A 25,447-nucleotide genomic window follows, 5' to 3' on the forward strand; every position below is an offset into this window, starting at 1 on the left:
CAAGAGAGGCTCCAAGCGCATCACCTTCATCGCTTGGTGCACGGTAGCCTCACCGGTTCTCCGGCTAGACGAGCCCTACGGCGTCGGGAGAAACGGCGTTTGCGAGGTTGTCTCAGCTCTCCCGACGCCGTAGGGCTCGTCTAGCCGAAGAGAACCAAGAACAGGCTACCTTGCGGAGAGTGACTGGCGGTTCCTCCAGAGCGGCGCGACGCCGCTCCTACGCTCGAGGCGTGGAGGCTGGTGCGTTCAGAACCTCTCCTGGCAACACGAACAATCTCTTTTTCTTGACCTCCTTTCCTCTCTCATGCTGACGACGCGTCGGCGTCCACGAACCCGGAGGACGTCAATGCATCCAGTCTCTTGAAATACGCGTCGCGCGCTTCGCCGTCCGTGTCAAACCAAATGCGCTGGTGTCGTGGCGCTTCGGCGCGCGCCCCCCACGACAGGTGTACTACGCGGTCGTCCAGGGAGACACGGTAGACGACCTCCGCGCCCGAGGCCTCGCGGCGCACGTACGTGCGCGTCTCGGCGCGGATGAGCGACCGCCCCTCGGCCGTCTGGCGCAGGGCGTCCCGCTCGGCGCGCTCGCGGGCGTAGGCGACGCGGAGCGCGATCATGTGCTCGCACGGACCTTCGCGGAGGCCGCTCCGGCGGAACGTGGGGCAGCTGCACCACGCGTCGGAGACGCGGCCCTCGAGATCCATCGTGAACCGCGGGGCGAAGTCGCGGTGGGCCTCCCGGTCCGCGACCTCTCCGTGGATCTCGGTGCCCTCGCCGGCGATCTCGTGCACCTTGGTCGGCCTGACCGCGCCGGGCGCGCCGAGCAGGCGGTGGGCCGCGGCCTCGCGGGGCGAGCTGTAGCGGATGTCGCGCTCGTCAACCGGATCGGCGAACAGCTCGCGCGGGCGGTAGACGCGGCGCGCGACGTCGTAGAGCACCCGGCCGCGCAGGCACTCGAGCTGGAGCGCCGCGCGGGCGTCCTCGGCGCCGCCGCCGGCCGCGAGCGCCGCGAGCGGGAGCGGCCCGCGCTCGCGGAGGAGGGCGATCTGCCTGGCCGCGAGCGCGTCGAGCGCCGCGCGCGCCTTGTCGCCGCCTTTCCCCTCGCGGGGCATCAGGGCGTCGAACGAGGCGGCGCTGGCCCAGCTGCTGTCGGTCCAGCCCGTGAGCGCGATCGTCAGCGTCGCGCGGCCCAGATCGAGCACCCAGAAGACCGGCAGCCCGGGGCCCCGGAGCTCGGCGCGCACGCGCTGCACGTGCGGCAGGAGCCGCGACAGCGCGAGCAGCCGCTGCCGGCCGAAGGTCCGGACCACGCGCGCCGGGCCCTCATACGGAGGGCCGTGGCCCTCGATCAAGATCTCCCAGGGCTCCAGGATGAGACGCGGCGGCTTGCCGGGGACGAGCTCGAAGCGCAGGCCGCGGGGCGGCTTCTTCGCCTTGCGGGTGCGGAGCACGAAGAGCGCGTTGTAGAGATCGATCGGCGCGAGCTCGCAGGAGACCGCGGGGAGCGTCGCCGCCGACTGCACCTGCAGGAAGCCGCGGAGCCAGGTCGTCGGGACCTCGAGCGAGCGCTCGATCGGCGTCGCGCGGGCTGCCGCGGCGTCGCCGCGCGCCACGTCTGCGTCGAGCTCCACCTTGGCGTAGGCGCGCAGGCGATCGATCTGCTCGACGATGCGCGGCGAGAGATCGACGAAGGCGGTGCCATGGGCGGCCTCGCGGCCCTCGAAGAGGTCGCTGGAGAAGGCGAGCCGGGCGTAGGCGCTCTCGTCGCGCGAGAAGACCTCGATCGAGACCTCGTCCGGGTGCACCGTGAGCACGGGATCGAGCGCGCCGGAGGCCCTCGGCTTCGCGGCGGAGCCGTCGCCCTGGGTCGCCGCGTCGTCGGGGAAGGCGCCCTCCAGGAACGCCTTCTGCGCCTCCCAGATGGCCGCCGTCGCCTTCTTGCCCTGCTTCATCAGGTAGGCGAGGTACGCGGTCCGATCCCGGCCCTTGTACCGGAGATCGCTCTCCAGGATGGTCGCCAGCGCGGCCATCGCGTCGCGGAAGAGCGCCGCGTCGCGGACGGTGCCGCGCACGCCGACCGGGCCGCGGGCGCCGTCGAGGGAGAGGCGCACGCTCGAGTGGAGCGGGGCGGCGGCGAGCTCGCTCGGCGCGGCGTACCGGAGGAGGATCGGGCGGGCGAGTGCGGCCGTCATGCGTTGACTCCTTCGGGGGTCTCTGGCGATGCGGGGGAGGGCGCGGCCGCGAGCCGCGCCGCGCGGGGATCCGCCGCCTTGCGCTTCGCGCGGCGGTACGCTCGGTACGCGGCCTTGCGGAGGGCGACGTCGGCCTTCTCTTTGGCCTTCTCCTTGTCGAAGGCGAGCGCGGCGAGCGCCTCGAGCGCGCGCTCGCCGCCGGCGCGGCCGAGCGCCGCGATGGCGTCGAGGCGCGCGGAGGCGTCGCCGCCGCTGCCCTGCGCGAGCGCGATCAGCGGGGCGAGTGCGGCGACGTCGTGGCGCGCGAGGATCGACGGCAGCGCGAGGCGCCGGCCCGGCTCGGTCGTGGTGAGCGCCGCGAGCGCCTCGGGCGAGGCGACGCGCGCGGTCGGCCCGAAGGCGACCGGGTCGAACGGCCTCACCGCCACGGCGATCGCGGCCGAGCCGTCCGGCGCGAGCGCGGCGAGCGCGGCCGACGCCGAGGCCCGGACGCCGGCGTCCATGTCCTTGAGGGCCGCCGTGAGCGCCTCCACGGCGCCCGCGGGCGGCGCGGCCCCTGCGGACCTCGCGGCCGACTCCAGGGCGCCGAGGGCGCGCGCGGCCTCGCGGCGAACCTCGCCGGGAGCGCTGTCGTTCGAGAGGAGCGCGCGCAGCGCGGGCGCCGCCGCGGTCGCGCCGGCGCGACCCGCGGCCCAGAGCAGCTCGCGCCATGCAGCGGCCTCGGCGCTGCGCTCGTCGCCGTGCGCGGCCGACCAGCGCTCCGCGGTGCGCTGCGCCGCGGCGGCGAGCGCGCCCGCGAGGGCCCCGCGATCGCCGGCCACGGTGCCGGCGGCGATGAGCCGCGCGGCCTCCTGCCGCGCCGGGGCGCGCTCGTCCTCGAGCATGCGCAGGAGCGCGGCCACAGGCAGCGCGCCGCGGCGGAGCAGGCCCATGGCGAGGCGCTGCCGCAGGTCCTCGTCCTTGAGCGCGGCGAGCCGGGGCAAGAGCTCGGCCGGGTCGGCCTCCGCGGCGAGGTAGCTCGCCGCCGGGCCCGCGATGTCGTCGTACTCGCTCCCGACCGCGAGGAGCTCGACGCGCGTCCGCTCGCCAGGGAAGAGCTTCTCCAGCGCCTTGCGCGCGTTCTTGCGGACCTCGCTGCTCCGCGCGTCGAGCGCGCGGGCGAGCGCGGGCTCGGCCGCGCCGTCGCCGAGCAGGCCGAGCTCGTTCACCGCGACGATGCGGAGCCTGTCGGGCGTGTCGCCGGCGCGCACGAGCTCCTCGAGCAGCACGCGGGCGCGCTCGCCGCCGATCCAGCGCACGCCCTTCGCCGCCGACTCGCGGAGATCGATGGAGTCCGCGTGGAGCGCCTGCTCGACGCGCTCCGAGGCCCGCTTGCGGAGCTCGGCGCTCCCGAGCTTCGGGGCCATGCGGCCGAGCGCCTCGGTGGCGGCGGCCTGCATGCTCGGCTCGATGGGCGCTTCCTTGGTGCCGCCGGCGGCCACCGCCTCGAGCTCTTCCAGCGCGCGGGCGTCGCCGAGCGTGCCGAGCGCGAGCAGCGCGCGCTCCCGCTCCCCGGGCTCGCCCGCGCGCACGACGAGGAGGAGCGGCCGGAGCGCTGACGCGAGGCCCCGCTCGGCCACCCCCTCCGCGGCGGGCAGCACGAGCTCGCGCGCGCCCGCGCGCAGCACGGCCTCGAGCGGCCCCGAGGGCGCGCGCTCCTGTCGATCGCCCTTCACCCGCTTCGCGTACGACGTCACGGCCGCGACGCGCGTGGGGAGATCGCGATCCGCGAAGAGCGCGACAAGGAGGTCGTTCTGCGCGGGATCATCGCCGAGATCGAGCTCGCGCGCCGCGGCGAGGCGGAGCGCCGGGTCCTTCGCGCGCGCGGCGGCGGCGAGGAAGGCGAGCGCGAGCGCCGTCTCGCGCTTCTCGCGCTCGCGCCCCTTGTCGACGATCTCGAGGCACGCCTTGAGCGCGGCGCTCCGGACCTCGGCCGCCTCGTCGTCGAAGCGCGCCGCGAGCGGGGCGGTGGCCGCGGGGTTCCGCGTGCTCCCGAGCGCGCTCGCCAGCGCGGCGCGGTCCGCCGGCGTGGCGGCCTCATCCATGCGCGCCGCGAGCGCCCGCACCGCCGCGTCGCTCGCGAGCGCGACGAGCGCCTTGCGCGCGCGCGCCGCCGGCGCGGCCGCCCCCTCGCGCAGGAACGCCGAGAGCACGTCGACGGCGCGATCGTCGCGGCTGCGGGCGAGGAGCTCCGCGGCGCGCAGGCGCAGGTCGTCGTGATCGCTCTCCATCGCGCGGCACAGGGCGGGCACGATGCGCGGATCGCTCGACGACGCGAGGCGCTCGAGCACGCCGAGGCGGAGGTCGGCGTGCTCGCTGCCGAGCGCCGCGAGGAGCGGGTCGAGGCTGCCCTTCGGAGAGAGCCGCTCCAGGAGCTCGAAGGCGTAGCGGCGCACGTCGGGCAGCGCGGAGCTCAGCGCGCGCACGATCTCGGGTCGGGCGTCGCCGCCCCGCGCGGCGATCTCGTCGAGCGCGGTCCGCGCCACGTCGGCCGACGCCGACGCGAGCCCGAGCGCGAGCGGCTCGCCCGCCCCCGCGGGGAAGAGCGCCTTGAGCCCCGCGAACGCCGCCTTGCGCACGAGGTGGTGCGGGTCGTCGAGCGCCCGGACCAGCGGCGGGACCGCCGCCGTGCTGCTGACGTGCCCCTTGGCGCAGACGTCGACGATGCGATCGATGGCGTCGCGGCGCGTGCGGTGCGCCTCGTCGTCGCCCGCCGAGACCTGCCGGAGGAGGCCCATGTACGCGCCGAACGCGAGCCAGCGCAGCCGCCGCTGCTCGCCCTCCGGGACCGCGTCGCCGGCCGGCTTGTCGCTCTGCTTCTGGCCGCTCTGCCCGCCCGGCTCGGGCTGCGCGAAGAGGCGGCGGAGCCACCCCTTCGCGGGCTTCGTGTCGCTCTCCTCCGCGGCGCGCGGGGTCGTGTCCGCCACGACGTGGGCGCCCGCCGGGCGCAGCGCGGCCACGCGCTTCGCCTCGCGGAAGTACTCGACCGGCTTGCGCCGGATGCGGAGCACCTGCGCGGCCGCGTAGCGCTGCTGCGGGTCGTCGCTGGCGAGCGCCTCGGCGAGGCCGACGAGGATGCGCCCGCGCGCGACCTCGGGCGGCCAGTCCTTCGTGCCGGCGGGCTTCTCGCCGTCGGCCGCGCGGCCCTGCTCCGCCGTGTCGGGGCGCGGGGGCATCAGCGCCTCGATGAGGTGGGCGAGGTACGCCTCCGGATCGATGCGGAGCTCCAGCGCGCGCGCCGCGGCGAAGCGCACGTCGGAGCGCTGCGACGAGAGCGCGCTCGTCAGGAGGTCCGGCGGGTCGCCGCGGCGGAAGGCCCTGAGGTCGCGCGCGAGCACGATCGCGAAGACGATCTCCTGGACCTCGCGCGAGCTGTCCTCGAGGCCCTGCAGCATGCCGCCGTAGCCCTCGGGCCCGAGCGCCGCGAACGACATGATCGTCGCGACGCGGATGGGCGGGTGCTCGTGGCGCAGCGTGCCCGTGAGCACCGGCAGCGCCCGCACGTCGCCGAGCCGCGCGAGCCCGTCGGCGGCCCACGACCGCACCGCGACGTCGGCGTGGCCCATGGCGTCGAGCAGGTAACCCTCCTCGCCGCGGCGGGCGGCCATCGCGAGCCCGCGCGCGGCCTGCTCGCGCACGTCGGAGTACTCGTCCTTGAGGAGCTCCGTGGCGAAGTACTTGACGAGGCGCGGCGACCCGAGCGTCGCCAGCGCGGTCGCGGCGCGGGCGCGCAGCGGGCCGAGGACCTGGATCGGCAGCTGCTTGAAGAGGGACTGATCGGCGAGGAGCGCCCGCATCGGGTGGATCAGCTGCTCGTCGCGCCGGACGGCGCAGAGCTCGGCCGCGCGCACCCGGAGGTCGAGGTGGCTCGACTGGAGGCCGATGTGGAGCGGCCCCGCCTCGCCTGGCAGGCGCTTGTCGAGCGCCTCGATCGCGGCGGTGCGCGGCCCCGCGTGCTCGTCCTCGAGCAGCTTGCTCAGGGCGCTGCGCGCGGCCTCGCCCACCGGCACGCGCGTGGCGAGCAGCCGGAGCAGGGCGTTGCGCGCGTCGTCGCCCGCCGGCATGTGCGCGGCCCCGCGCGCGCCGCTCTCCCGGACCGAGGGGTGGATCGACGCCATGGCGGCGAGGTGCGGCTCCGCGGCCTCCTTGCCGCGCAGCTTGACGACGGCGTCGTACGCGGCCTGGGCCACGCTCACGTCGCGGTCGCCGATGGCCGCGTGCAGCCGCTCCGCGGCCCACGGCTGCTCGCCGTGCGCCTTGAGCTCCTCGATGGCGCGCAGGCGCAGGTCGGGGAAGCGCGCGAGCTGCGCGCGGTCGAGCGCCGTCTGCGGATCCGAGGCGTGCCACGACCAGAGCGTCCGGAACGCCTCGCGGCGGACCTTGGGCGACTCGTCCTCGATCGCGTCGGCGAGCAGCGCCTCGGCCTCGGGCGGCCTCGGTCCCTTGCCCTCGCCGGCGAGCGCCACGAGCCGGTCGAGCCCGCGGACGCGGATGTCCTCCTGCGACGAGCGCAGCGACGCCTCGGCCACGACGAGCGGGGCCGACGACTCCAGCCGCGCGTAGGCGTCGAGCGCCGCGGCGCGCACCGCGCCGTCCGCGTCGTCGAGCATCCAGATGAGCCGCTTCTCGGCGCGGGTGTCCCGGAGCTCGGCGAGCGCGGTCGCCGCCTGCCTTCTCAGCGACGGGTCCTGCTCGCGCGTGAGCTGCAGCAGCGCGCCGAGGGCGCGCGTGTCGCCTAGCTGCGCGAGGCCGCGCGCCCCACGCACCGCCGTGTCCGGCGTGCGGCACGCCATCGCGGTGAGCAGCGGCTCGAGGTCGGCCTCGGCGGGCTCGGCCCCCGGGCTGCCCACGCCGGGGATCCGGGCGCGCGCCGCCTTGATGGCCGCCTCTTCGGCCGCCTTCGCGGCGTCCTTCGCCCCATCCTTCGCGTTCGCCGCGGGTTTCTCCGCGCCGCCCGCGCCGGCCCGCCGCAGGACCTCGGCCGCGCGCCGCGCGATGTCGATCGCCGCGCGGCCGAGATCCTCGTCGCGCGCCTCGAGCGCGTGGGCGAGCGCTCGCCGCTCGATGACCTTCGCCGCGAACGCGATGCGGCGTACCTCGGCGTCCTCGTCGTCGAGCGCGCGCGCCGCGATCGGCGCGAACTCCGGCGCCGAGAGCCAGCCGGCGAGCGCCGCCCGGATGAGCGCCTCGACCCGGAGGTCGGCCGGGCCGCGCTCGAACGCGGTGCGGAGCGGCTGCGGGCCGTCCGGGTAGATCTGCTGGAGCTGGTCGAGCGCCGTGAGCCGCACCGACGCGTCGCGGCCGGCGAGCTTCTCGGCGATGAGCCCCGGGACGAGCGGCGAGCTGCCGTAGAGCTTCCGGAGCTCGAGGAGCGCCCGGCGCTGCACGTCCGCGGCGCGGGCATCGAGCGCCGCCCGGAGCGGGGCGAGCGGCGTGTCGCGCTCGATCGCGCGGAGCGCCTCGAGCGCGGCCATGCGGACGTTCGGGCTCTCGTCGTCGAGCGCCTCGCGGAGCTTCGCGCGCGCGCCGCGGCGCCCTTTTTCCCCGAGCTCGCGGGCGGCGAGCGCGCGCACCTCGGCGTCGCGGTCCGATCGGAGCGCGGAGAGCGCGGCCTCGAGCGCCTCGGGCTCGTCGAGCGAGGCGAGCGTCTTGACGGCGCTCTCGCGCGCCGGCCGCGCGCCCGACAGCGCCTGGGCGAGGACGTCGAAGCCGTGCGCGAGCTCGGCGGTGCCGTCCGCGGGCGCGCCGGCGGCGTCGATCGGGAAGCGCCATACCGTGCGCCGGTCCCCTGCGGCGAAGACGGCGCCGAGCCCGTCCTTCGCGTCCGCGCCGCCGCGGGCGGCCTGCCCGCGCGCGCCTTTGCGCGCGGCGGCCGGCGCGAGCGCCAGCGCGTGGAGCGCCAGCGCGCTCGTCTCCAGCGTGCGCGGCTTGCGTTTGTCCTCGAGCCGGTGGATGCGGATCGCGCCGTCCGCGCCTGCGGACAGCAGGCGGTCGCCGCTCTCCTTGCCGTCTTCCTGCGGCGGCGGGGTGGGCAGGCACAGGAGCGCGCGGACGCCGCCCGCGTGACCGCTCCCGTCCGCGCCGCGCACCTCGCACTCGACGTCGCCGACGAGGTACCAGAGGCGCACGGTGCCGTCGTCGCCGCCCGACGCCAGCCGTCCGTCGCGCGGCGTGAACGCGAGCGCCGTGACCGGCCCGTCGTGCCCCGGCATGGCGCGGACGGCGCCCGTCGACAGCGTGACCACGCGGACGACGCCGTCGTCGCCCGCCGCCGCGCAGAGCTCGCCGGCAGGATCGAAGGCGACGGCGCGGAGCGGCGCCGCCGAGAGCGCGAACGACGCGATCTCGACCGCGGCGCCGGGCTGCGGGGCAGGGGAGCCGGCGGCCTCGCCGACGCGGAACACCCGCAGCGCGCCGTCGACCCCCACGGTCGCGAGGCGCGCGCCGCCGGGCGTCGCGGCGATCGCCGTTGCGCCGCCCGGGTGCGCATCGATCGCCCGCACGTCGGCCACGCCGCCCGCGACGAGGCGCAGCGCCCCGTCGGAGCACGCCGCGGCGAGCAGGTCGCCCGCGAAGGCGAGGCCGAGCACGTGCGCGGGCACGTCGATCGAGCGCACCGGCTTGTTCGCCACGTGATCGAACAGCGTCACCTGGCTCGCGCCGGCGGGGGATGGCGTGGTCTGCGTCCCGCGCGCCTCGCCCGGCGCCGGCGCGCGCACGCCGCCGACCGCGAGGAGCCGCGGGCCGATCGCGAGCGCGCGGACCTTCTCGTAATGGCCGATCGCGTGGCTCATGCGGTCTCCTGTCCGACGCCGGGGAGCGCCCGGCCTTCGCCGACGGCTCCGAGGCCTTCGATCTCGAGCCCCGGGTGCGCGTGCCTGAGCCGCAGGAGCGCCGCCAGGCACGCCTGCCACTCGCCCTTCGCGATCGACCCGGTGAACTCGGCGATGACGGGGGCGACGAGCGCCGCGAACGCCGCGTCCTCGACCGCCAGATCGCGCACGACCTCGATCACGTGCCGCTTGGCCTCGCTCGCCGAGAGGCGCCTGCGCGAGCCCGCGTCGTCGCCCGGCTCCGGCGACCGCCCCGCGGGGATCCCGGACAGCACGTACCGCAGGAAGCGCCGGAGCGCCTCGACGTCCGCGAACCGCCCGGCGTCCTCGGGCAGCTCCGCCGCGGGGCGCGCGTCGTCTCCGCGCGCCCCGCGCGGCCGCCATCCCGGCGGCAGATGGCGCGGACGGTGCTTCTCCCAGAGCATCCGCACGGCGAAGAGGCGCACCTCGCGGTCGGCGCTCTGCATCAGCCAGCCGAGGCGCTCCGGGCCGCCGAGCCGCGCGTAGTGCTTCAGGATGAGCGAGAGGCCGAGCTCGCGCGCGCTCTTCTTCAGGCTCTCCGTGAGCGCGAAGACCTGCGCCGGATCGAGCTCCTCCGGCGTGAGCGCGATCGCCGGATCGGCCGAGGGATCGCCGACCTTGCGGAGCGCGTCGAAGGCGATGTTGCGCACCTCCTTCGCGTCGCTGTGCGCGAGCTCGTAGACGCGGGTCTGGTAGCCCCACGCCCGGAGCTCGGCGCGCGTGATGAGCGCGGCGAAGCGCCGGACGTCGTCCCGCTTGTCGGAGAGCGCGGGCCAGATGCGCTCGGCGGTGAACGCGCCTCGCTTGAGCGCCGGCTTCAGCTCGAGCTCCTTGGCCTCGCCCTGCTCGGGCCCGAGGACGGGGTGGTGGCAGCGCAGGTACGTCTGCGCGAACGCCCGCATCGGCTCGGGCTCCTTCTCGCCGAGCGCGAGCGCGAACAGCCTCGCCGTGCCCGCCTCGCGGTCGCCGCGGCCGCTCGCGTCCTGCCCCGCGTCGAAGTCCTGCGGCTTCATGTGCGAGAGGAGGTAGCGGCGCGCGAAGCCGTTCAGCGTCGGATCGGCGCGCCGCGCGAGCGCGAGCAGCCAGGGCAGCGTGAGCTGCCGCGGCGACACGATCTTCGGGTTGCCGAGCACCTCCAGCGCCACCGCGCGCGTCTCGGCGCTGAAGACGAGCCCCTTCAGGCGCTCGACGCCCTCGGCCGTCAGGTCGGGCAGGGCGTCGGCCTTCTGGAGCCAGGTCGCGACCGTGGACCCGAGGCGCTTGCGCGTGAGCGCGCCGAGCAGCCACGGCGTCCCGATCGCCGCGATAGGGCACTTGCCGAGCGCGTCGAGCGCGGACTTCGTCGCCTGGTAGTCGTCCTCGTGGCGCGGGTCGTCGAGCACGCGCACCCAGAAGCCCGCCCCGGGCTCGCCGGGCCGGTACTTGGCCTTGAAGTACGCGGCGGCCCACCTCTTCTGCTCGGACTCGCCGTAGAGCATGTCGATGAGGAAGCCCTCGGGCAGCTCGGCGCGGTCGAAGCTCTCGCTCAGGGCCTTGCTGGCCCACGCCTCGGTCTCGCTGTGCGTGAGCAGCCGCCCCAGGAACGCGTGGCCGAGCGCGCGCGGGCTCTTGCCCTGGAGCGCCGACGCCGCGAAGGCGCGCGTGTCCTTGTGCTCGGAGTCGAGCAGCGCCGCGAGGCGCTCCGGGTCGAGGTCGGTCGCGTGCGCGCGGGCGTACTCGATCGCGAACGTGCGCGCCTTCGGGCTCGGGGAGCCGAGCAGCGCGAGCGCCGCGTCGTGCAGCCCGAGGCCCCGCAGCTTGCTCTGGTGGAGCTCCGGCGAGCCGAGCAGCGTCTCGATCAGGAACTCGTGCGCGCTCGCGAGCGGCCGGTGCGCGAGGCGCGAAAGCCACGCGGGCGTGACGCTCCGCAGGGTGTCGGCGAAGTCCTTCTTGAGCCCCTGGATCGCGAACTTGGCCGGCGGATCGGCCTGGCAGGCCGAGAGCAGGAGCATCAGCGGATCGGGCGATCGCTTCCACGCCTCGTCGAAGGCGCGGTGCTTCACCATGTCGTTCGGCGGGACGTTGCCGTGGAACGAGCGCCCGTCGTACTTGCCCGTGCCGTGCGCCCAGATGTGGTTCGCGACCCAGAGGTCGCTGAAGCTCGTGCCCGGCGCGTAGTGGCGGAGGACCTCGACCGCGAACTGCGGGTAGAGCTCCGGCGTGCTCCGCCCGAGCTCGCGCAGGAAGCGCCACGCGCGGCGGCGCATGTAGATCAACGTCCCCCTGGAGACCTCGCGCCGCCGGCTGCGGGAGAGCTCGACGTCGAAGCGGAAGGCGAGCGCGCCGAAGATCTCCGCGTCGAGCCGCGCCTCGGCCAGCTTGTAGATGCGCTTGAGCCCGCCCCACGCGCCGAAGACCAGCGGCGCGCTCGTGGCGATGTCGCGCAGCGCGCTGCGCCCTGCGTCCGTGCCCTCGTCGTAGATGCGCACGAGCAGGTCCGCGAGCTCGAGCCGCGGCGGCGGCGCGGCGTCGACCTGCGCGAGGAAGCGCTTCCACGCGTCGGTCGACTGCTCTCGCCGCTGCTCGGGGGAGCGCATGCCCTGCGCGCGCGAGAGCAGCTGCAGGAACGCCGCGAAGGTGAGCGCCCCCTCGCGCGGCGGCGTCTCCGGTTTTGGATCCGGCTGCTCGAGGTACGCCTCGACGACCTCGGCCAGGGTGGGTGAGCCGCTCGCGGCGAGCTGCTTGACGTTCGCGATGTCGATCGGGTTCGGTGAGCTCGCCAAGTCGCCCTCGCGCTGCGGGATGGGCTGAGAGAATCGCGATCCCTGCGGATCAGGTCAAGGACGAGTCGATCCGGCGATGACGGATGGGCCGCCGCCTCGGTGCGGCGACCCTCGGTGTGGCGTATCCGCCTACGTCTGCGCCGCGCGCTGCGCACATCGGCTCGAGGCGGCGCTCACGGGGCGCGGGCGGCGAGCCCGACGCGCGCGCAGCTCACGCCGCGCGCATCCGGGCGATGCGCTGCGCGACGTGCGGATCGCTGCCTGCGTCGAGGCCCGCGAGGTGCTCCTCGAGCGACCGCCCGCTGCGGGCGAGGTGCGCGGCGAGGAAGGGCGAGAGCGCCTTCCATCGCCGCGCCCACCCGGCCTCGGCGCTCATCGCGCCGTGGTGCGGCCGATCGACGAGCAGCGCGCCGAGCCGGAGGCCGAGCTCCGGGTCGCCGAGCTCCTCGAGCTGCCGCTTCAGGAGCGCGAGCGCGCCGGCGGCCGGCGAGGCCGCGGGCGGGGCCTTCCAGGTGTCGCGCACCGCGCGCGCGAACGCGGCGGCGTCGAGCTCCGACAGCAGCTCGATCGCGCGCACGAGCGGCAGCCGATCGGCCGCGCTCGGCGCGACGACGCGGGCCATGAGCGCGTCCAGCGCGGCCGACAGCGCCGCGTCGGTCGCGGGATCGAGCCCGCCGAGCGGCTCGAGCGCGCGGCGGGCGCGGCGGACGGCGCGGCCGAGGGCCCAGCTCCGCCGGCCGCGCGCGGCCGCGAGCGCGGACAGCGCGTGGACGGCGGCCTTCCGCTGCGCCTCGGTGGCGTCGCCGAGGCGCACGCGCGGCGGCAGCTCGAGCTTCGGCGGCGGCGGGGCGGCGCTCGCCGCGGGCGCGGGGGCGGCGGGCGCGCCGACTTCCTGGTAGCCCTCCCGGAGCTTCTCCGCGATCTTCTTCTCGCATTCGCGCGCCGCGGCCTCCGCGGAGGGGAACGCCTTCTCCTTGCGCTGCCCGGCGGTGCCCAGCCGGCCGTAGACGACGACGAACGTCCTGTCGTCCACGTCGGCCATCCAGAACTTGGCGCTCGTCCCCTGCACGAACTCGAACCGGCGCATGCGGGCGAGGATATCACGGCGCGACAACGGCGCGCCTCGGGTCGCTGCGTCCGAGCGCCGGAGGGCACGTGTGCTCGCGCGTGGGACGAGGATGCAGGTACAAGGCTCCTTGCCTCGATGCGGGTCGCGCGCTCGCGCGGTCGCCCCGACGGGGGGGGCCGCCTCACCCGCCTCAGGAGGGCAGCGGCGAGGCCGGCCGGTGCACCAGCACGAAGGGCGCGACAACGAGGGACACGAAGCGCAGATCGCGCTGGAGCGGCCAGCGCGTGAGATCTTCGGCCGTGGGCTTGGTCAGCTTGCCGGCCGCGATCCAGGCCTCTACCGCGGCGGCGTCGTTCGAGGCGACGGCCTCGCCGACGTCCAGGAGGTCGAGGTCGGCCGCGACGAGGATGATCCCGTCGCGGGCCGCGTGGGCGCGGAGATCGGTCCAGAAGACCTCCCCGAGCGTCTTGGCGAGCCGTTCGCGCATGGGGGCAGCATAGAGCCCGGGCAGCCGCCGCCAAGCCGGCCAGGCGCCGCAGGTGGCGGTGCACCTCGCGAGCGCCGAGCCGCTCCTGGCAGCGCCTCACAGGAAGGGGGGAGGGGGTGACGCGCCGCGCAGCGCCGGCAGCGCGCGACCGGCCAGAGTCTCCCCTCGAGCGCTACCAGCCCATGTTGTGGTGAATCCAGCAGTCGATCTGCTGCCAGCCGACCGGCGTGCCGCGATGGCCATTCAGGATATGGCCCGTGCGAGGGACGATCGCGGTCGTGACGCGCTCGGCGCCGGTGTAGAGCGCCGCGTCGGAGTCCACATAGGACGCCGGCTGCAGCTCGTCCGTCTCCCCGAACTGGATGAGCACCGGGCTCGTCACGCCCTGGATGCCGGAGAGCGAGGGGTCCCCGGAGACGGCGAGGAGGCTCAGGAACTGCCCGCGGGTGTAGGTGTCGGCGATGGTGGCGTTGTCGAAGTCGATCAGCGCGGGGTCGGCGTTCGCCGCGTCGTAGAAGATGTCGGTGCGTATCTCCGGCGGGATCGCGATATAGGGCGTCTGCAGCAGCGCCGAGATCGCCTCCGGGGAGACCGGGATCGGGTGCGGCGTGAAGGCAAAGCCCGTGTTGACGAGGACGTCCGCGTCGTTGTAGGTGCTCTGAACGAGCGTGCTGGTGATGGCGCCGTTCGAGTGGCCGACCAGCGCGATGCGGCTGAAAGGCGTCTTGAAGACCCCGCCGCTGGTGCGCATCTCGGCGATGACCTGGTGCACGCTCTCGGCCGTCTGGGCCAGGTCGAGGAAGTCGCCGTCCGGGCGGCTGCTCTCCCCGGCCCCGAGCAGGTCGAGCGCCAGGACGGCGTATCCCTCCTTGGCCATGTACCGGGCGTAGGAATAGTCGCGTCCGCCCATCGACGGCATATCCCAGTATGCGTGCGTGTAGGTGAGCCCGTGGACGAGCACCTGAAGGGGGCGATACTTGGTGTGGCCGCGATAGTAGAGGTAGCCGACCACCTCGTACGTGTTGCCGTCGGAGAGGGTCACCGGGAACACCAGACGCTCGACCTGGGTGTGCTGGCTCGACGACGACGCCTCGGCCTGGCTCGCAGGCAGAGAGGTGGCCGCGAGCGTCGCCGAGAAGAGAACCGTGCTGAGTGTGCGGGAATACAAATTCATCAGTTGACCCTCATGGTTGCGGTAGGTGATTGGAGGTGAGGCAGCGTCTATCGCGGTGCGATATCTCGTGGTCTCTCAGCTCCAGCACCACCTCGCAATGCTCGCAAACACTGGACCAGAAAGCATCTGAACAACCAAGGTAGCGCACGAACGCCGCTCGTGCCGCCGTTTAACCGTATTTATCAATGCTCTTGGTCCTGGTTGCGTTCTCCGTACGTCGTCCGTGTGAGCCGCCCGAGCCGCGCATCCCGTCGTGCGACGTGGACGCTGCACAAATCGTTGCGTTATCCCGCAATGATTTGCGCCTGTGGATGACGCGGATGCGTGGTCCCGTGCAGATGCCGGAGCCCATCTCCTCGTTTCGGTTGCTGTGCTGGCAATAATTTTGCTGCCACGCTTCACGGATTCTCGCTGTCCGTCATGGCCAGGAGGCGCCGTCTACGCACCGTCCCGGGACAATGCATCGGTATGAGATTTTCGCAGCCATGCTGCATTCGCCGCCCGCGGATGAGCCCGCCAGAGCCGGCGATGACGAGGATCCTCGACCACGGCGCGGGCGCTTCCTCAGGTCCCCCGGCGAGCGCCGCGCGCGCCGCGTCCACCGCGTCCACCGAGGCAAGGTCAATGCCGCTCAGAAGCTCGCTTCGCCGCCGACCCCCAGAGGTCGTAATCGAGCGTCATCGGAATGCCGCTGTAGAACACCGCCCTGCCCCCGAGCTTCCAGCCGCGCCCCAGATCGACCGCGGCGGCGGCGTTGAGCACGTGGCGGCGGTCGAAGGCCGAGTCGAAGGTCTCGCGGCCGACGTGGCGGACCGAGCGCGAGAGGGGGTAGGACACGAACCCTCCGACCCGCTTCGACAGGCTGCGATGCGCGTGGATCTCCAGCCCATGGGTGCTGCCGGTGCCGCGCAGCTCCGCCCGCTGCCCGAGGCCGATGTCGGTGCCGGGCAGCCCGTTGCCGAGTGCCGAGGGCGTCGCCGAGGTCGAAGAAGCCGCTCCGGAACGCCGAGACCGTCGCCTTGATCTCCTCGGGGAGCCGGAGCTCGACGCCGGCGCTCGCGAGCAGCCCTGTCTGCACGCCGCCGCGCAGGCCGCCGATCTGGAGGCCGGGCACGGCGCCGAGGAAGCTCGGCGGCTGGTGGGTCATGCCGAAGGCGCTCGGCAGGGCGACGTTCCGCGTCGCCTGCCGCTATCGCCCGGCACCGGCCGCGCATCGAGCTGGACGCTGGTGCCATCGCTGCCGTAGATAGCCGGAAGCGCTCACGTGGGCTCGAAGAGACGACAACGAAAGTCCAGGGGTTCGCGCGCGCTCGTCGCGCTCGTCGCCCTCGTCGTGACCGGGCTCAGCGCGGCGGGGGTCAAGTGCGGCCTCGAGCGCGGGCTCGAGGGGCTCGGGCTGGACCTCGGCCTGGACCGCCCCCCCGGGCCATCCCCCTCACCGGGCCGATCCACCGGCCCCTCGCCGCCGAAGGGCGCTCCGCCGAAGGGCGCGCCCTCGCCGCGGCCGCCGGCGCAGAGCGCCCATCTCGAGCTCGGCGTGCCGGCCCGCACGGGGGCGCGGGCCGCCCGGGCCGAGGCGCCAGCGTCCGACGATCACCTGATGATCAAGCCCCAGTATGCCCTCTCGTACAACCGCTCCAGGAACGTGGCGAACTGGGTCAGCTGGCGGCTCGACGCCGCCTCGTTCGGCGACACGCCCCGCCATCGGGGCAAGTTCCTCGCCGACGCGGCGCTGCCGGACGGATGGTACCGCGTGCAGCACGACGACTACACCGGCTCCGGCTTCGATCGCGGTCACATGGTCCGCTCCGAGGAGCGGACGCGAACCCCCGACGACAACAAGGCGACGTTCCTCCTCACGAACATCCTGCCGCAGCGGCACGACCTCAACGCCGGTCCGTGGCTCCGGCTCGAGGAGGCGTGCCAGGAGCTCGCGCAGAAGGAGCGGCGCGTGCTGTTCGTGATCGCCGGCGGCCTCTTCGACGAGCGCGGGCGCCCGACCACCCTCGGCAAGGGCGTCGCCGTGCCGGAGGCGTTCTTCAAGATCGCCGTGGTCCTCGAGCCGGGGCAGGGGCCGGACGACATCGGGCCGGCGACGCGGGTCATCGCGGCGGCGATGCCGAACGAGACGGGGATCCTGGAGCAGGGCTGGGGGCAGTACCGCACGACGGTGGACGAGATCGAGCGGCGCGCGGGCTACGACATGCTGACCGCCCTCCCCGAGGCGCTGCAGCGCACGCTCGAGGCGCGCACCGACGACGGGCCCGCAGGCGGCCGCTGAGCGGCGCGCCCTCCGTCGATCACGTCTCGACGACCTTCGTCTTGAGCCCGAGCCACGCGCCCGACGGGTGGCGGCCGAGGACGTAGACGTCGATCGCGACGCGCCCCACGCGGTAGACGCGGAGGTCGGTCAGGTGGCGCTCCAGGAGATCCGCGAGCCGCCGGTACCGCCCGGCCTCGGCCAGCGCCGCCTCGCCCGCGTCCTCGGGCGGCTCGATCACGGGCGCGAAGAAGTCGCCCGCGGTCGTGACCTCGACCGGCGTCTCCGCGGCGAGGCCCTCGGCCGCGAGCAGCGCGTCCGGCGACGACGCGTCCCCGCGCGATCGGAACGGCTGCAGCGGGTGATCGGACTCGCTGGGGAACAGCAGGTTCTGTGCGGCCTCCGCGAGGGAGGCGAGGAGCTCTTCGGGCGACGCGGGTTGGGCCTGCATGCGGATCTCCGGACGGGCGGCGCGGCGAGCGCAATCTTACCGTGAGGTGATCATTCTACCGTGAACCCGAAGACGTACGGCGCCTGCATCGACACGCTGTCCAGGTCGAGGGCGCTCTTCACGTCGGCCACCGTAGACCTCGAGGCTCGCCGTGTCCTCGGGGGTCGCCGGGCGGAGGCGGACCGCCTGGCCGCCGCCGGCCTCCATGGCCGCGACAAGCGTGTCGGCGGGCGTGACAAGGAACCGGCTCCGGGCGACCAGGGTCGGGCGCGTGTCGTAGTCGGCCTCGGCGTCGTCCGTGTACGTCTCGGCGACGAAGGCCCCCTCGCCGAGCCTCGTGGCTCATGAAGTTGGGATACGTGCGCTCCTCCCCGGTCGGCTTATCGGCCTCGTGCAGGGCCACGTAGAGGTCGCCCGGGAGTCGGACCATCATGGGCGTATTGGCATTCTGGACTGCGCTGAGCGCGCCGCGGTTGTACAGCGACTCGTCGCCCTCGAAGTCCGCGCGCGTCCACCAGGCGGTGCCGTCCGAGGCGAAGCGAAACTCGGTGTCCTCGGAGGTGATGGCGAGCTGCCGCCGGATGGGCTGTGCTCGTCATCACCACAACCGGCGACCCCGGGGACGAGCGACGCGGCCAGGCCGAGCCAGGCGACCCGAGTGCGAATCCTTTTCGCGATCGTTGCGCATTCGATGGTCATGGGGCGTGGTCCGCCATGGCCCACCTCCCCGGTGGCGTCCATCGTGAGCCGTCCCCTGGGCCAGTGTTAACATGTTGAAATTGAACGAGTTTTTGCGATCGTGGCGCGGGTGGCGTCCAGGCGTGCTGGTTGCACTTGACATCTCAGGGAGGTTTCGGAGCCGCATCGTCCCGCGCCGGTCACCGGTGGTGACGCGATGCTTCAAGTCTGCAGCTGCGGCACGGGAGAAACCGCTTGCTCCCGGAGCTTCGGCGATGGTACCCGGACGCGCCCGCCCTGGGGATCCGATCCACCCTTCCGCTTTCCGTTGCCGCGTTGCATGCTCAGCGCAACCCGAGCAAGGAACAAGGATTCAAGGTGCCATGTCCAAGTTGAAGCTCAAGCCCGGCGTGATCACTGGTTCCGCTCTTCAGGAACTGTTCGAGTACATGAAGAGCGTGGAGTGCGCGCTGCCGGCCGTGAACGTGATCGGCTCGCACAGCACGGTCGCTGCCCTCCAGGCGGCCCGGGAGGCCAAGTGCCCCATCATCGTCCAGTTCTCGAACGGCGGCGCCCACTTCTTCGCCGGCAAGTTCCTGGACAACAAGGGCGAGAAGGCCGCCGTCGCGGGCGCGATCGCGGGCGCCCACTACGTGCGCAACCTGGCCGAGGCCTACGGCGTGCCGGTCATCCTGCACACGGACCACGCCGCGAAGAAGCTCTTGCCGTGGGTCGACGGCTTGCTCGAGGCCGGCAAGAAGTTCTTCGAGAAGAACGGAGAGCCCCTGTTCTCCTCGCACATGCTCGACCTGTCCGAGGAGCCGCTCCACGAGAACCTCGAGATCTGCCAGAAGTACCTGCGGCAGATGGCGGCCCTCAAGATGACGCTCGAGATCGAGCTCGGCGTCACGGGCGGCGAGGAAGACGGCGTCGACAACAGCGGCATCGACAACTCCAAGCTGTACACCCAGCCGGCCGAGGTCCTCGCGGCCTACGACGCGCTCAAGCCGATCGGCAACTTCACGGTCGCCGCGTCGTTCGGCAACACGCACGGCGTCTACAAGCCGGGCAACGTGCAGCTTCGGCCGCCCATCCTGAAGAACTCCCAGGACGCGATCCAGAAGGAGCGCAAGACGGGCGCGAAGCCGGTCGACTTCGTGTTCCACGGCGGCTCCGGCTCGTCGCGCGAGGAGATCCGCGAGGCGGTGTCCTACGGCGTCATCAAGATGAACATCGACACGGACACGCAGTGGGCCTTCACGCAGCCCATCAAGAAGTTCATGGACGACAAGGGCGCCTACCTGAAGTCGCAGCTCGGCAACCCCGAGGGCGAGGACAAGCCCAACAAGAAGTACATCGACCCGCGCGGCTGGCTCCACCTCGGCGAGAAGGGCGTGGCCGCGCGCCTCGTCGACGCGTGCAAGGACCTGAACTCGTTCGACAAGTTCGAGTTCTGATCCGCGGCGGCAGCGAGGGCCCTGCCCGCCCGGGCGGGGCCGTCGTTCGCCGCGCGGACGCCGGCGATGCGCCGCGCGTCCTCTGATTGTCGGCGCTGGCTCACGAGGGCGACGGGGGCGCCTCGCGCAGCGAGCGGACGGGAGCGGCCGCGGCAGGGTCGCGGCGCGGCAATCGGGAGAGCGGCAGGCCGAAGAGGCCCAGCGCGGTGAGCTCGATCCCGAGCACGGGGAGGAAAGACGACCCCGCGAGCTCGCTGGCGAGGACCTGCACGAGGACGAGCGGGGCCGCGATCGACAGGAGCGCTGTCCGGTAGGGGACGCCGTGCAGCAGCGCGAGCAGCACGCCGACGATCCCGGCGGTCAGGCAGCCTTCGGCGCCGGGGAGCAGCTCCAGCGCGCCCGGGTCGCGCAGCGCGGCGCGGATCCACAAGAGGGCGCCGCTCCCCAGGAGGAGAAGCGCGATCGGCAGATTGCCAGAGGAGCGTGTCGAGAGCGTCCGGGTCTGGAAAGCCATGATCTCGGGCCGAGAGCACGCCATGTTCCATCGAGGCTCCCCGGCGGCGACGGCCGCGCGGCGCGCGGCGCGCGGCAGGGATTGCGCGGCGGCGCATGCCTTGCGTGCCACGCGCGTCAGGGCGCGGGATGGCCGGGCGGCCCGCCGGCGCCGACGTCGCGAGCGCCGGCGTCGCGAGCGCCGGCGTCGCGAGCGCCGGCGTCGCCGGCATCGCGAGCGCCGGCGTGCTCGCCGCGGCGTGCTGGATCGACGGGCGCGAGCCGGATGCCCAGGTTCAGGAGCTTCACGCAGTCCTGCTCGCACGTGGGCACCCCGTCCGGGGCCAGCGAGCACCGCGTGATCTCGACGAGCTCCCCCGTGCGCCCGTCGGCGACCAGCCGGCACCGCGCCGGGGTACCGGTCCGTGGGCACACCAGGGTGACCTCCGAGGCGCGGTAATGCCGCCGGGCGAGCAGGCGTCTTGTACAGACGACCAGCGATCCAACGCCGCCGGCAGTCGCCAGCAGCACGACGAGCCAGTCTGCCATCATGATCCCCTCCGAAGAGCCGCAGTGCACATCACAGCAAACGATGCGCCATCCGGGGCGCCGGCGTGACGGCCCAGCGTGCGCGGCAGATCGCGCTCCTCGCTGGTGCACGCCGTGCGCCCTCCCGCGCACAGCGTGCGTGACGGCAGGCGGACCAGCCGCTCGGCCCGCCGGATGCGCACCGGCGGGTCGGAAGAGGGGGGCGGCGGGACGCGGGATCCACGGCAGACGATGCGACCGCGATAAGCCCCGGACGGCCCGCCTCGCCTGCGCCGCGGTGCACCCTCGCGCGGCTCGGTGATTGCAAAAGACCCTCCATCGGCCGATGGCCGCGGGAGGAGGTCACGATGAACTGTCGTCTGGATGCACCGGAGAAGCTGGCGTGGCTCGAGATCGAAGGTGGCGGCGAGGAGCCACGGCAGGTGAGCTGCCCGCGTCGAGGGGAGGCGACGGACGTGCGGGAGTGCGTCGCGTGCAAGCGCTACGCGACGCTCGCGCTCCATCCGAGCGGGAAGAAGATCTATGTCGTGTGCGAGCCGTTCGACGACGCGCCCGCCGAAGAAGCGTAGCGGCGCGAGGGGCGCCAGCGCCGAGGTCGCTGCATGCAGCGGCAGCCGATTGCTCAGAGGGTCAATCGGGACGATAGGACTCCCGTCCTCGACGCAGGCCCCGCGCGGCGCGGGCGCCTCAGATCGCGCAGCTTCTCCAGCTCGAAGAACCCCGCGAACGCGACGCCGAGCAGCGGGTAGGGGAACAGGATCGCCATCGTCAGCAGCACGCCGAGGTGGAAGAGCCAGGCGGCGCCGCAGAAGACGACGGCGATGCGCCGGCTGAACAGCGCGAGCGGCGCGCCGAGCTCCATGGCCAGGCTGCAGAGCGCGAGCGGCGGGAACAGGAACCGGTAGCGGACCAGCGCGCCGCCGAGCGGAGAATGGGTGTCGCCGAGCGCGATCTTTCGCACGTTGTCGTAAGCGACGTAGTTGCGGAGGATGTCGCTCTGCGCCCAGTCGAGCCCGCTGTTCCGGAGCTTGGTGACCCCCGCGATGAAATACGAAGTCACCGTGATCGCGCAGAACAGCCGGATCGGCCAGCCGTAGCGGCCGTCCGGCGCCGGCGGGGCGACGCCCGCGCGGCGCGCGGCCCGCGCGTCGAGCGAGAACGCGTCGGCCGCCGCGCCGAGGCTCAGCGCGATGACGTGGAGCACGAGGAGGTTCTCGGTGTGGAACACCATGCCCCAGGAGTTCCTGTAGGTCAGCACCCAGAGCAGCAGCGCGCTGAAGAGCGGCCCCGTGACGCGGAACCGGTAGCCGGCCACGAAGGCCGCGCCGGCCGCGATCGCCCCGCCGATCAAGGCGCGCACCGCCCAGAGAGGGAGCGGCGCGGACAGCACCGAGACGACGCCGATCGGCCTGAAGCTCCCCGGAGGCAGGTGGCCCACCCGCTGGAGGTGCACCGCGCGGACGCAGAGGTACACGAGGGCGAAGCCGCCGACGAGGAGCCGCAGGATCGCGAGCCGCTCGGCGGGCGCCTCGGCGAAGAAGGCGCGGTCGAGCCGGTCGAGGAGCCGCCTCATCGCGCGCCCACCTTGCAGGTCGCGTGGAGCTTCGAGTCGACCGGGGCCTCCTGCCCGTCAAAGAACGCCACGGCGTCGAAGGTGTCGGTCCGGATCTCGATCTTGACGACGTCCGCGTAGCGGTCCTGCTCCGCGACGCGCGCCGCGATGCCGCGGCAGAGCGCGCGCGCCGCGCGGGCGCCCTGGCGGATGCTCTGCGCCAGCGTGGCCTTGGCCTGCAGCACCTCCTCGCTGCCCACGAGGCGCGGCGGGATCGGCCGCCGCTCGCCCCGGGAGTCCACGCCGATGGCGCGCTCCACCGGGGTGCGCGCGTCGTGGCGACCCCACGAGAACATCGGGTAGGTCGACAGCGGGAAGCTGTCGACGGGAGGGCGGCGGAACAGCGGGGCGAGCATGAGGAGCACGAGCCCCGCGGTCACGCCGTACGCGTAGGCCTTGCGCTCGCCCCATCGAGCGCCCTCGCCCGGGCGCGCCCCGCCGCCGGCGGCCGCGCTCCCGGCCGCCCCGCCGCCGGCGGCCGCGCTCCCGGCCGCCCCGCCGCCGGCGGCCGCGCTCCCGGCCGCCCCGCCGCCGGCGGCCGCGCTCCCGGCCGCCCCGCCGCCGGCGGCCGCGTCCCCGGCCGCCCCGCCGCCCGCGCTCACAGCGGCCCCGCCGCCGGCGCGCTCCGCCCGGGCACGAGCCCCAGCATCCTGCCCCCGTGGCCGAGCGCGGCCCAGGCGTGCTGCACGTAATCGATGCGGATCCGGGGGGACGCCATGCTCTCGCTGAAGCCGCCCTCGATGATCACGCCGCGGCTGCAGGCGAAGCAGGTCGCGGGCGACCACTGCTGCCGCACGAGGAAGCCGAGCACCCGCTGCATCAGCGCCCGGTCCAGCGCGAGATCCTCGCCGCGCCCCTCCTTCACCGCCATCGCCGCGGCCAGCGCCTCGCCGAACCCCGCCGTCGACGTGTTGTGCGGCGGCAGCACGTTGCCGAACCCGTACCCGCCCACGAGATCGGGCGCCACCTCGCTGTCCTCGTCGAGCACGAGCCGCGACTTGAACGCCACGTAGTCGAGGCAGAACCGCTCGTAGTCGTCCCGGCGGTGGTGGCCGAGCGCCGCGCGCGCCGCGAGGCAGTGCCAGTTCTCTTCCATGTATACGAAATCACTAGCGAAATGGTCCCAGTAGCGGTTCGCGTAGTGGTCCATGGCCCGGTCGACGGCGGCGCGCACCGCGGCGGCGGGCGGGAGCTCGGACCTCGGCTCGCGGGCGGCGAGCGCCTCGAGCAGCGTGAGCGCGAGCACCGACTGGCCACCCTCGTAGAGCTGCGTCGGGCCGAGGATCGGCGCGACGCGCGCGAGGTCGAGCTGCGGCGCGAAGCCGCCGTCGTCCCGCTGCGTCGCGAGCACCATGCGGGCGAGGCGCCCGATGAGCGCGTCGTGCGCGTCGCCGACGACGTCGCGGCACGAGAGGAACGCGACGAGGCTCAGCGCCGTGGGGTTGAGGTTCGCGACCGTCCCGGGGCTGTCGGCGGGGTAGAAGAGCGCGCCGACGGCGCCGCCCTCGCCGGCCTTGCGCTCCAGCTTCGCGAGCAGCCCGAGCGAGCGCTGCACCGCCTTGCCGAGCGCCCGCGGCGCCGGCGCGCCGCCTTCGCCGCTCCCGAGCTCGCACAGGGCGAGCGTGGTGCCGGCCTGCCGCGCGATCGAGAACCCGTCGAACGAGGCGCGCCCGGTGAACGGGTCGACGATGTAGCGGAACATGCCGTCCTTCCGCTGCGCGCCGAGGATGTAGCGCTGGGCCGCGGCCGCCGCCTGCTGGGCGGTCGCCTCGGTGAGCGGCACCGACGGCTCGCCGATCCGGGACAGGAGGTGGAGCTCGCCCGCGGCGTCGACCGCGTAGCTGAGCGTCTCGATCCGCGCGAGGCCGCTCCTCAGCGCGGCGTCGTCGGGGCCGGCGGGGCCGTGGCCGCCGGGCGGCGCGGGCTCGCCGAGGGCGCGGCGCAGGACCGCGAGGTCCACGCCGAAGCGGAAGTCGGGGACGCCGGCGAGCGGCGCGTTCGTGTTGAACGCGTCGAGCGCGATGAGCTGCCACGGCAGGAGACACCGCTCCGCGAGGCAGATGCCGTCGAGCCCGGGGCGCAGCGACAGCCCCGCGAGGCCCGGGCCGGGGGAGTCGAGCGGCTGCACGGCCGAGACGACGTCGATCTTGAGGGGGCCGCGCAGCGCCTCGGCGAGCGCGCCGCGCAGCGCCGCCGCGGGGTCGTCGCCGGGCGCGGGCTGGAGGCAGCGGGTGGCGACGGCGGCGCGCTCGGGCTCCTTCGCGCGGGCGAGGTGGGTGACGACGAGGGTGGGGCGGCCGGGCTCCGGGGGCGCGGCGCACGCGGCCGGCGCCGTGGTCATGAGCGACGGCGCCTTGGCCGGCGGCGCGGGGAGCGCGTCGAAGGACGAGAGCGCCTCGCGCAGCGCCGCCCCGGTGCGCGACGGGGCGCCGCCGGGCACGGGCAGGACGTCGGCCTTGGCGACGCGATGGCGGAAGAGCAGCGAGAGCGCGGCCAGGAGCGCCAGCGCGGCGAGGGCGGCGAGCGCGGGCGAGGGCCGGCGGTTCGGGCGGAGCAGGCGGAGGCCGCCGGTCGAGGCGACGCCCCAGCAGGCGAGCGGCAGCGTGAGGAGCGCGACGACCGCCCAGACCGCGAGCAGCGCCGCGGCGATGCCGGTGCCGAGGCCGCGGTTGAGCGAGGCGACGTAGACGGCGGAGGAGAGGAGCCCGAAGCTCAGGATGGCGAGGTAGCCGAGCGAGGCGAAGGACGTCGCGCGGAAGGCGCGTGGCGCGAGGGGGTGGGGGAGGAGCGAGAGCGCGGCGGTCGCGGCGTGGAGCAGGGCGAGCGCGGCGGTGACCACGGCGAAGAGCGTCCACGGGCGGAAGGGGAGGGAGAGAGCGGCCCAGGCGAAGACGGGGGCGTGGAGGGCGCTGAGCAGCCCGACGGCCCAGCGGCGGGGCGGCGGGGGCGTGGAGGCGGCGGCGCCGCGGTCGGGGCGCGCGGGGGCTTCCGCGGTTCGGGGGGCCGGGGGGGCGCTGTCCTGGAGCGGAGCCGGGGGCGCGGGGGGGTCGCTGTCGGGCGCCTGCATGGTGCGGCGACGCTTATCACGATGGCGGTCGAGGACCCCCGGGGTTCGAGGCGATCGGGGCTCCACGCCGGGGGGGCACCGGCGGACCATCCACGTACTGGATGCGCCTCGCGAGCTGCGCCGTGAGCGTGTGCAGCGGCGCAACCGGGAGCAGGGAGACACCTCGGCTCGCTCGCGGTCGGCGCGAGGGGTTGCCGTCGCTGGTCGGAACAGTACCTGGACTGGGCGATCGAGCCGAGCGACGACGGCGGGCTTCGGAAGCCGGCGGGCGCGACGGGGCAAGCGCTCCGCGCCTGAGCGGCCG

18 protein-coding genes and 1 pseudogene are annotated in these 25,447 nt (G+C 74.4%); 5 read left to right on the forward strand and 14 right to left on the reverse strand.

The features are described from left to right. Positions 1–302: 302 nt before the first annotated feature. The 7 genes from WMF28_RS09190 to WMF28_RS09220 form a co-directional block, all read right to left on the reverse strand. On the reverse strand, positions 303–2,192 hold the full coding sequence (locus tag WMF28_RS09190) for an SWIM zinc finger family protein (RefSeq protein ID WP_437601742.1): 1,890 nt from the start codon (positions 2,190–2,192) through the stop codon (positions 303–305). Then, a complete protein-coding gene (locus WMF28_RS09195) occupies positions 2,189–9,025 on the reverse strand; it encodes a HEAT repeat domain-containing protein (RefSeq protein WP_437601743.1) in 6,837 nt (2,278 codons plus the stop codon). Before WMF28_RS09195 ends, WMF28_RS09190 begins: the two co-directional genes overlap by 4 nt. Next, entirely contained in the window at positions 9,022–11,847 is a 2,826-nt protein-coding gene (locus WMF28_RS09200) for a hypothetical protein (protein WP_437601745.1), read from the reverse strand. The genes WMF28_RS09195 and WMF28_RS09200 overlap by 4 nt, the downstream gene beginning before the upstream one ends. Positions 11,848–12,058: 211 nt before the next feature. Further along, the gene (locus tag WMF28_RS09205; protein WP_437601746.1) at positions 12,059–12,934 is read right to left on the reverse strand and encodes a WGR domain-containing protein; all 876 of its coding nucleotides are present in this window, start codon (positions 12,932–12,934) and stop codon (positions 12,059–12,061) included. A 172-nt stretch (positions 12,935–13,106) separates the two neighbouring features. Then, a complete protein-coding gene (locus WMF28_RS09210; protein WP_437601747.1) occupies positions 13,107–13,403 on the reverse strand; it encodes a DUF2288 family protein in 297 nt (98 codons plus the stop codon). Positions 13,404–13,575: 172 nt separating this feature from the next. Further along, positions 13,576–14,577 (reverse strand): alpha/beta hydrolase, encoded by a 1,002-nt coding sequence (locus WMF28_RS09215; protein ID WP_437601748.1) that lies wholly within the window; start codon positions 14,575–14,577, stop codon positions 13,576–13,578. Between the two features lie 621 nt (positions 14,578–15,198). Beyond that, the gene (locus tag WMF28_RS09220) at positions 15,199–15,414 is read right to left on the reverse strand and encodes a hypothetical protein (RefSeq protein ID WP_437601749.1); all 216 of its coding nucleotides are present in this window, start codon (positions 15,412–15,414) and stop codon (positions 15,199–15,201) included. Positions 15,415–15,511: 97 nt separating this feature from the next. Between WMF28_RS09220 and WMF28_RS09225 the strand changes: the two genes are divergently transcribed. Both WMF28_RS09225 and WMF28_RS09230 read left to right on the forward strand, forming a co-directional pair. Further along, the gene (locus WMF28_RS09225) at positions 15,512–15,823 is read left to right on the forward strand and encodes a hypothetical protein (RefSeq protein WP_437601750.1); all 312 of its coding nucleotides are present in this window, start codon (positions 15,512–15,514) and stop codon (positions 15,821–15,823) included. 18 nt (positions 15,824–15,841) lie between these two features. Next, positions 15,842–16,858 (forward strand): DNA/RNA non-specific endonuclease, encoded by a 1,017-nt coding sequence (locus WMF28_RS09230; protein ID WP_437601752.1) that lies wholly within the window; start codon positions 15,842–15,844, stop codon positions 16,856–16,858. Between the two features lie 19 nt (positions 16,859–16,877). Here the strand turns inward: WMF28_RS09230 and WMF28_RS09235 are convergent, their stop codons facing one another. Further along, a complete protein-coding gene (locus tag WMF28_RS09235) occupies positions 16,878–17,288 on the reverse strand; it encodes a nuclease A inhibitor family protein (protein WP_437601754.1) in 411 nt (136 codons plus the stop codon). Between the two features lie 60 nt (positions 17,289–17,348). Between WMF28_RS09235 and WMF28_RS09240 the strand changes: the two genes are divergently transcribed. Continuing rightward, on the forward strand, positions 17,349–17,636 hold the full coding sequence (locus tag WMF28_RS09240; RefSeq protein ID WP_437601755.1) for a hypothetical protein: 288 nt from the start codon (positions 17,349–17,351) through the stop codon (positions 17,634–17,636). A gap of 46 nt (positions 17,637–17,682) precedes the next feature. Here the strand turns inward: WMF28_RS09240 and WMF28_RS09245 are convergent. Next, positions 17,683–17,871 (reverse strand): annotated as a pseudogene (locus tag WMF28_RS09245) (glycoside hydrolase family 97 N-terminal domain-containing protein); the annotation flags it as partial. Between the two features lie 478 nt (positions 17,872–18,349). On the opposite strand from WMF28_RS09245, the gene fbaA reads away from it, so the two are divergent. Further along, positions 18,350–19,423 carry a class II fructose-bisphosphate aldolase gene (gene fbaA, locus WMF28_RS09250; protein ID WP_437601756.1) on the forward strand — a complete coding sequence of 358 codons (1,074 nt, stop codon included), beginning with the start codon at positions 18,350–18,352 and terminating at the stop codon, positions 19,421–19,423. 100 nt (positions 19,424–19,523) lie between these two features. On the opposite strand, the gene WMF28_RS09255 is transcribed toward fbaA, so the two are convergent. Together WMF28_RS09255 and WMF28_RS09260 are read right to left on the reverse strand one after the other, a co-directional pair. After that, positions 19,524–19,937, reverse strand: a complete 414-nt coding sequence (locus WMF28_RS09255) for a hypothetical protein (RefSeq protein ID WP_437601757.1) — start codon at positions 19,935–19,937, stop codon at positions 19,524–19,526. A gap of 116 nt (positions 19,938–20,053) precedes the next feature. Further along, entirely contained in the window at positions 20,054–20,467 is a 414-nt protein-coding gene (locus WMF28_RS09260; protein WP_437601758.1) for a hypothetical protein, read from the reverse strand. Between the two features lie 344 nt (positions 20,468–20,811). Here WMF28_RS09260 and WMF28_RS09265 point away from each other — a divergent pair, with 344 nt between their 5' ends. Further along, positions 20,812–21,033: a hypothetical protein gene (locus tag WMF28_RS09265; protein WP_437601759.1), complete on the forward strand. Its 222-nt coding sequence runs from the start codon at positions 20,812–20,814 to the stop codon at positions 21,031–21,033. 53 nt (positions 21,034–21,086) lie between these two features. Here WMF28_RS09265 and WMF28_RS09270 read toward each other — a convergent pair whose 3' ends face one another. Genes WMF28_RS09270 through WMF28_RS09280 form a run of 3 tightly spaced genes read right to left on the reverse strand, consistent with a single transcriptional unit; the run spans position 21,087 to position 24,915 of the window. Further along, positions 21,087–22,037, reverse strand: coding sequence for an HTTM domain-containing protein (locus WMF28_RS09270; RefSeq protein ID WP_437601760.1), 951 nt, complete (start codon positions 22,035–22,037; stop codon positions 21,087–21,089). Beyond that, positions 22,034–22,678 carry a hypothetical protein gene (locus WMF28_RS09275; RefSeq protein WP_437601761.1) on the reverse strand — a complete coding sequence of 215 codons (645 nt, stop codon included), beginning with the start codon at positions 22,676–22,678 and terminating at the stop codon, positions 22,034–22,036. The genes WMF28_RS09270 and WMF28_RS09275 overlap by 4 nt, the downstream gene beginning before the upstream one ends. Further along, a complete protein-coding gene (locus WMF28_RS09280) occupies positions 22,675–24,915 on the reverse strand; it encodes a hypothetical protein (RefSeq protein ID WP_437601762.1) in 2,241 nt (746 codons plus the stop codon). Before WMF28_RS09280 ends, WMF28_RS09275 begins: the two co-directional genes overlap by 4 nt. Between the last annotated feature and the right edge of the window lie 532 nt (positions 24,916–25,447).

This window comes from Sorangium sp. So ce590 (genome assembly GCF_051521365.1).
Lineage (GTDB): Bacteria > Myxococcota_A > Polyangia > Polyangiales > Polyangiaceae > Sorangium.

What these genes read in the sequence shown, in the direction of transcription:
- WMF28_RS09190 (WP_437601742.1), bottom strand. Translation starts at nt 2,192, where the DNA reads ATGACGGCCGCACTCGCCCGCCCGATCCTCCTCCGGTACGCCGCGCCG.
- WMF28_RS09195 (WP_437601743.1), bottom strand. Translation starts at nt 9,025, where the DNA reads ATGAGCCACGCGATCGGCCATTACGAGAAGGTCCGCGCGCTCGCGATC.
- WMF28_RS09205 (WP_437601746.1), bottom strand. Translation starts at nt 12,934, where the DNA reads ATGCGCCGGTTCGAGTTCGTGCAGGGGACGAGCGCCAAGTTCTGGATG.
- WMF28_RS09210 (WP_437601747.1), bottom strand. Translation starts at nt 13,403, where the DNA reads ATGCGCGAACGGCTCGCCAAGACGCTCGGGGAGGTCTTCTGGACCGAT.
- WMF28_RS09215 (WP_437601748.1), bottom strand. Translation starts at nt 14,577, where the DNA reads ATGAATTTGTATTCCCGCACACTCAGCACGGTTCTCTTCTCGGCGACG.
- WMF28_RS09225 (WP_437601750.1), top strand. Translation starts at nt 15,512, where the DNA reads ATGTCGGTGCCGGGCAGCCCGTTGCCGAGTGCCGAGGGCGTCGCCGAG.
- WMF28_RS09235 (WP_437601754.1), bottom strand. Translation starts at nt 17,288, where the DNA reads ATGCAGGCCCAACCCGCGTCGCCCGAAGAGCTCCTCGCCTCCCTCGCG.
- fbaA (WP_437601756.1), top strand. Translation starts at nt 18,350, where the DNA reads ATGTCCAAGTTGAAGCTCAAGCCCGGCGTGATCACTGGTTCCGCTCTT.
- WMF28_RS09255 (WP_437601757.1), bottom strand. Translation starts at nt 19,937, where the DNA reads ATGGCTTTCCAGACCCGGACGCTCTCGACACGCTCCTCTGGCAATCTG.
- WMF28_RS09260 (WP_437601758.1), bottom strand. Translation starts at nt 20,467, where the DNA reads ATGATGGCAGACTGGCTCGTCGTGCTGCTGGCGACTGCCGGCGGCGTT.
- WMF28_RS09265 (WP_437601759.1), top strand. Translation starts at nt 20,812, where the DNA reads ATGAACTGTCGTCTGGATGCACCGGAGAAGCTGGCGTGGCTCGAGATC.
- WMF28_RS09270 (WP_437601760.1), bottom strand. Translation starts at nt 22,037, where the DNA reads ATGAGGCGGCTCCTCGACCGGCTCGACCGCGCCTTCTTCGCCGAGGCG.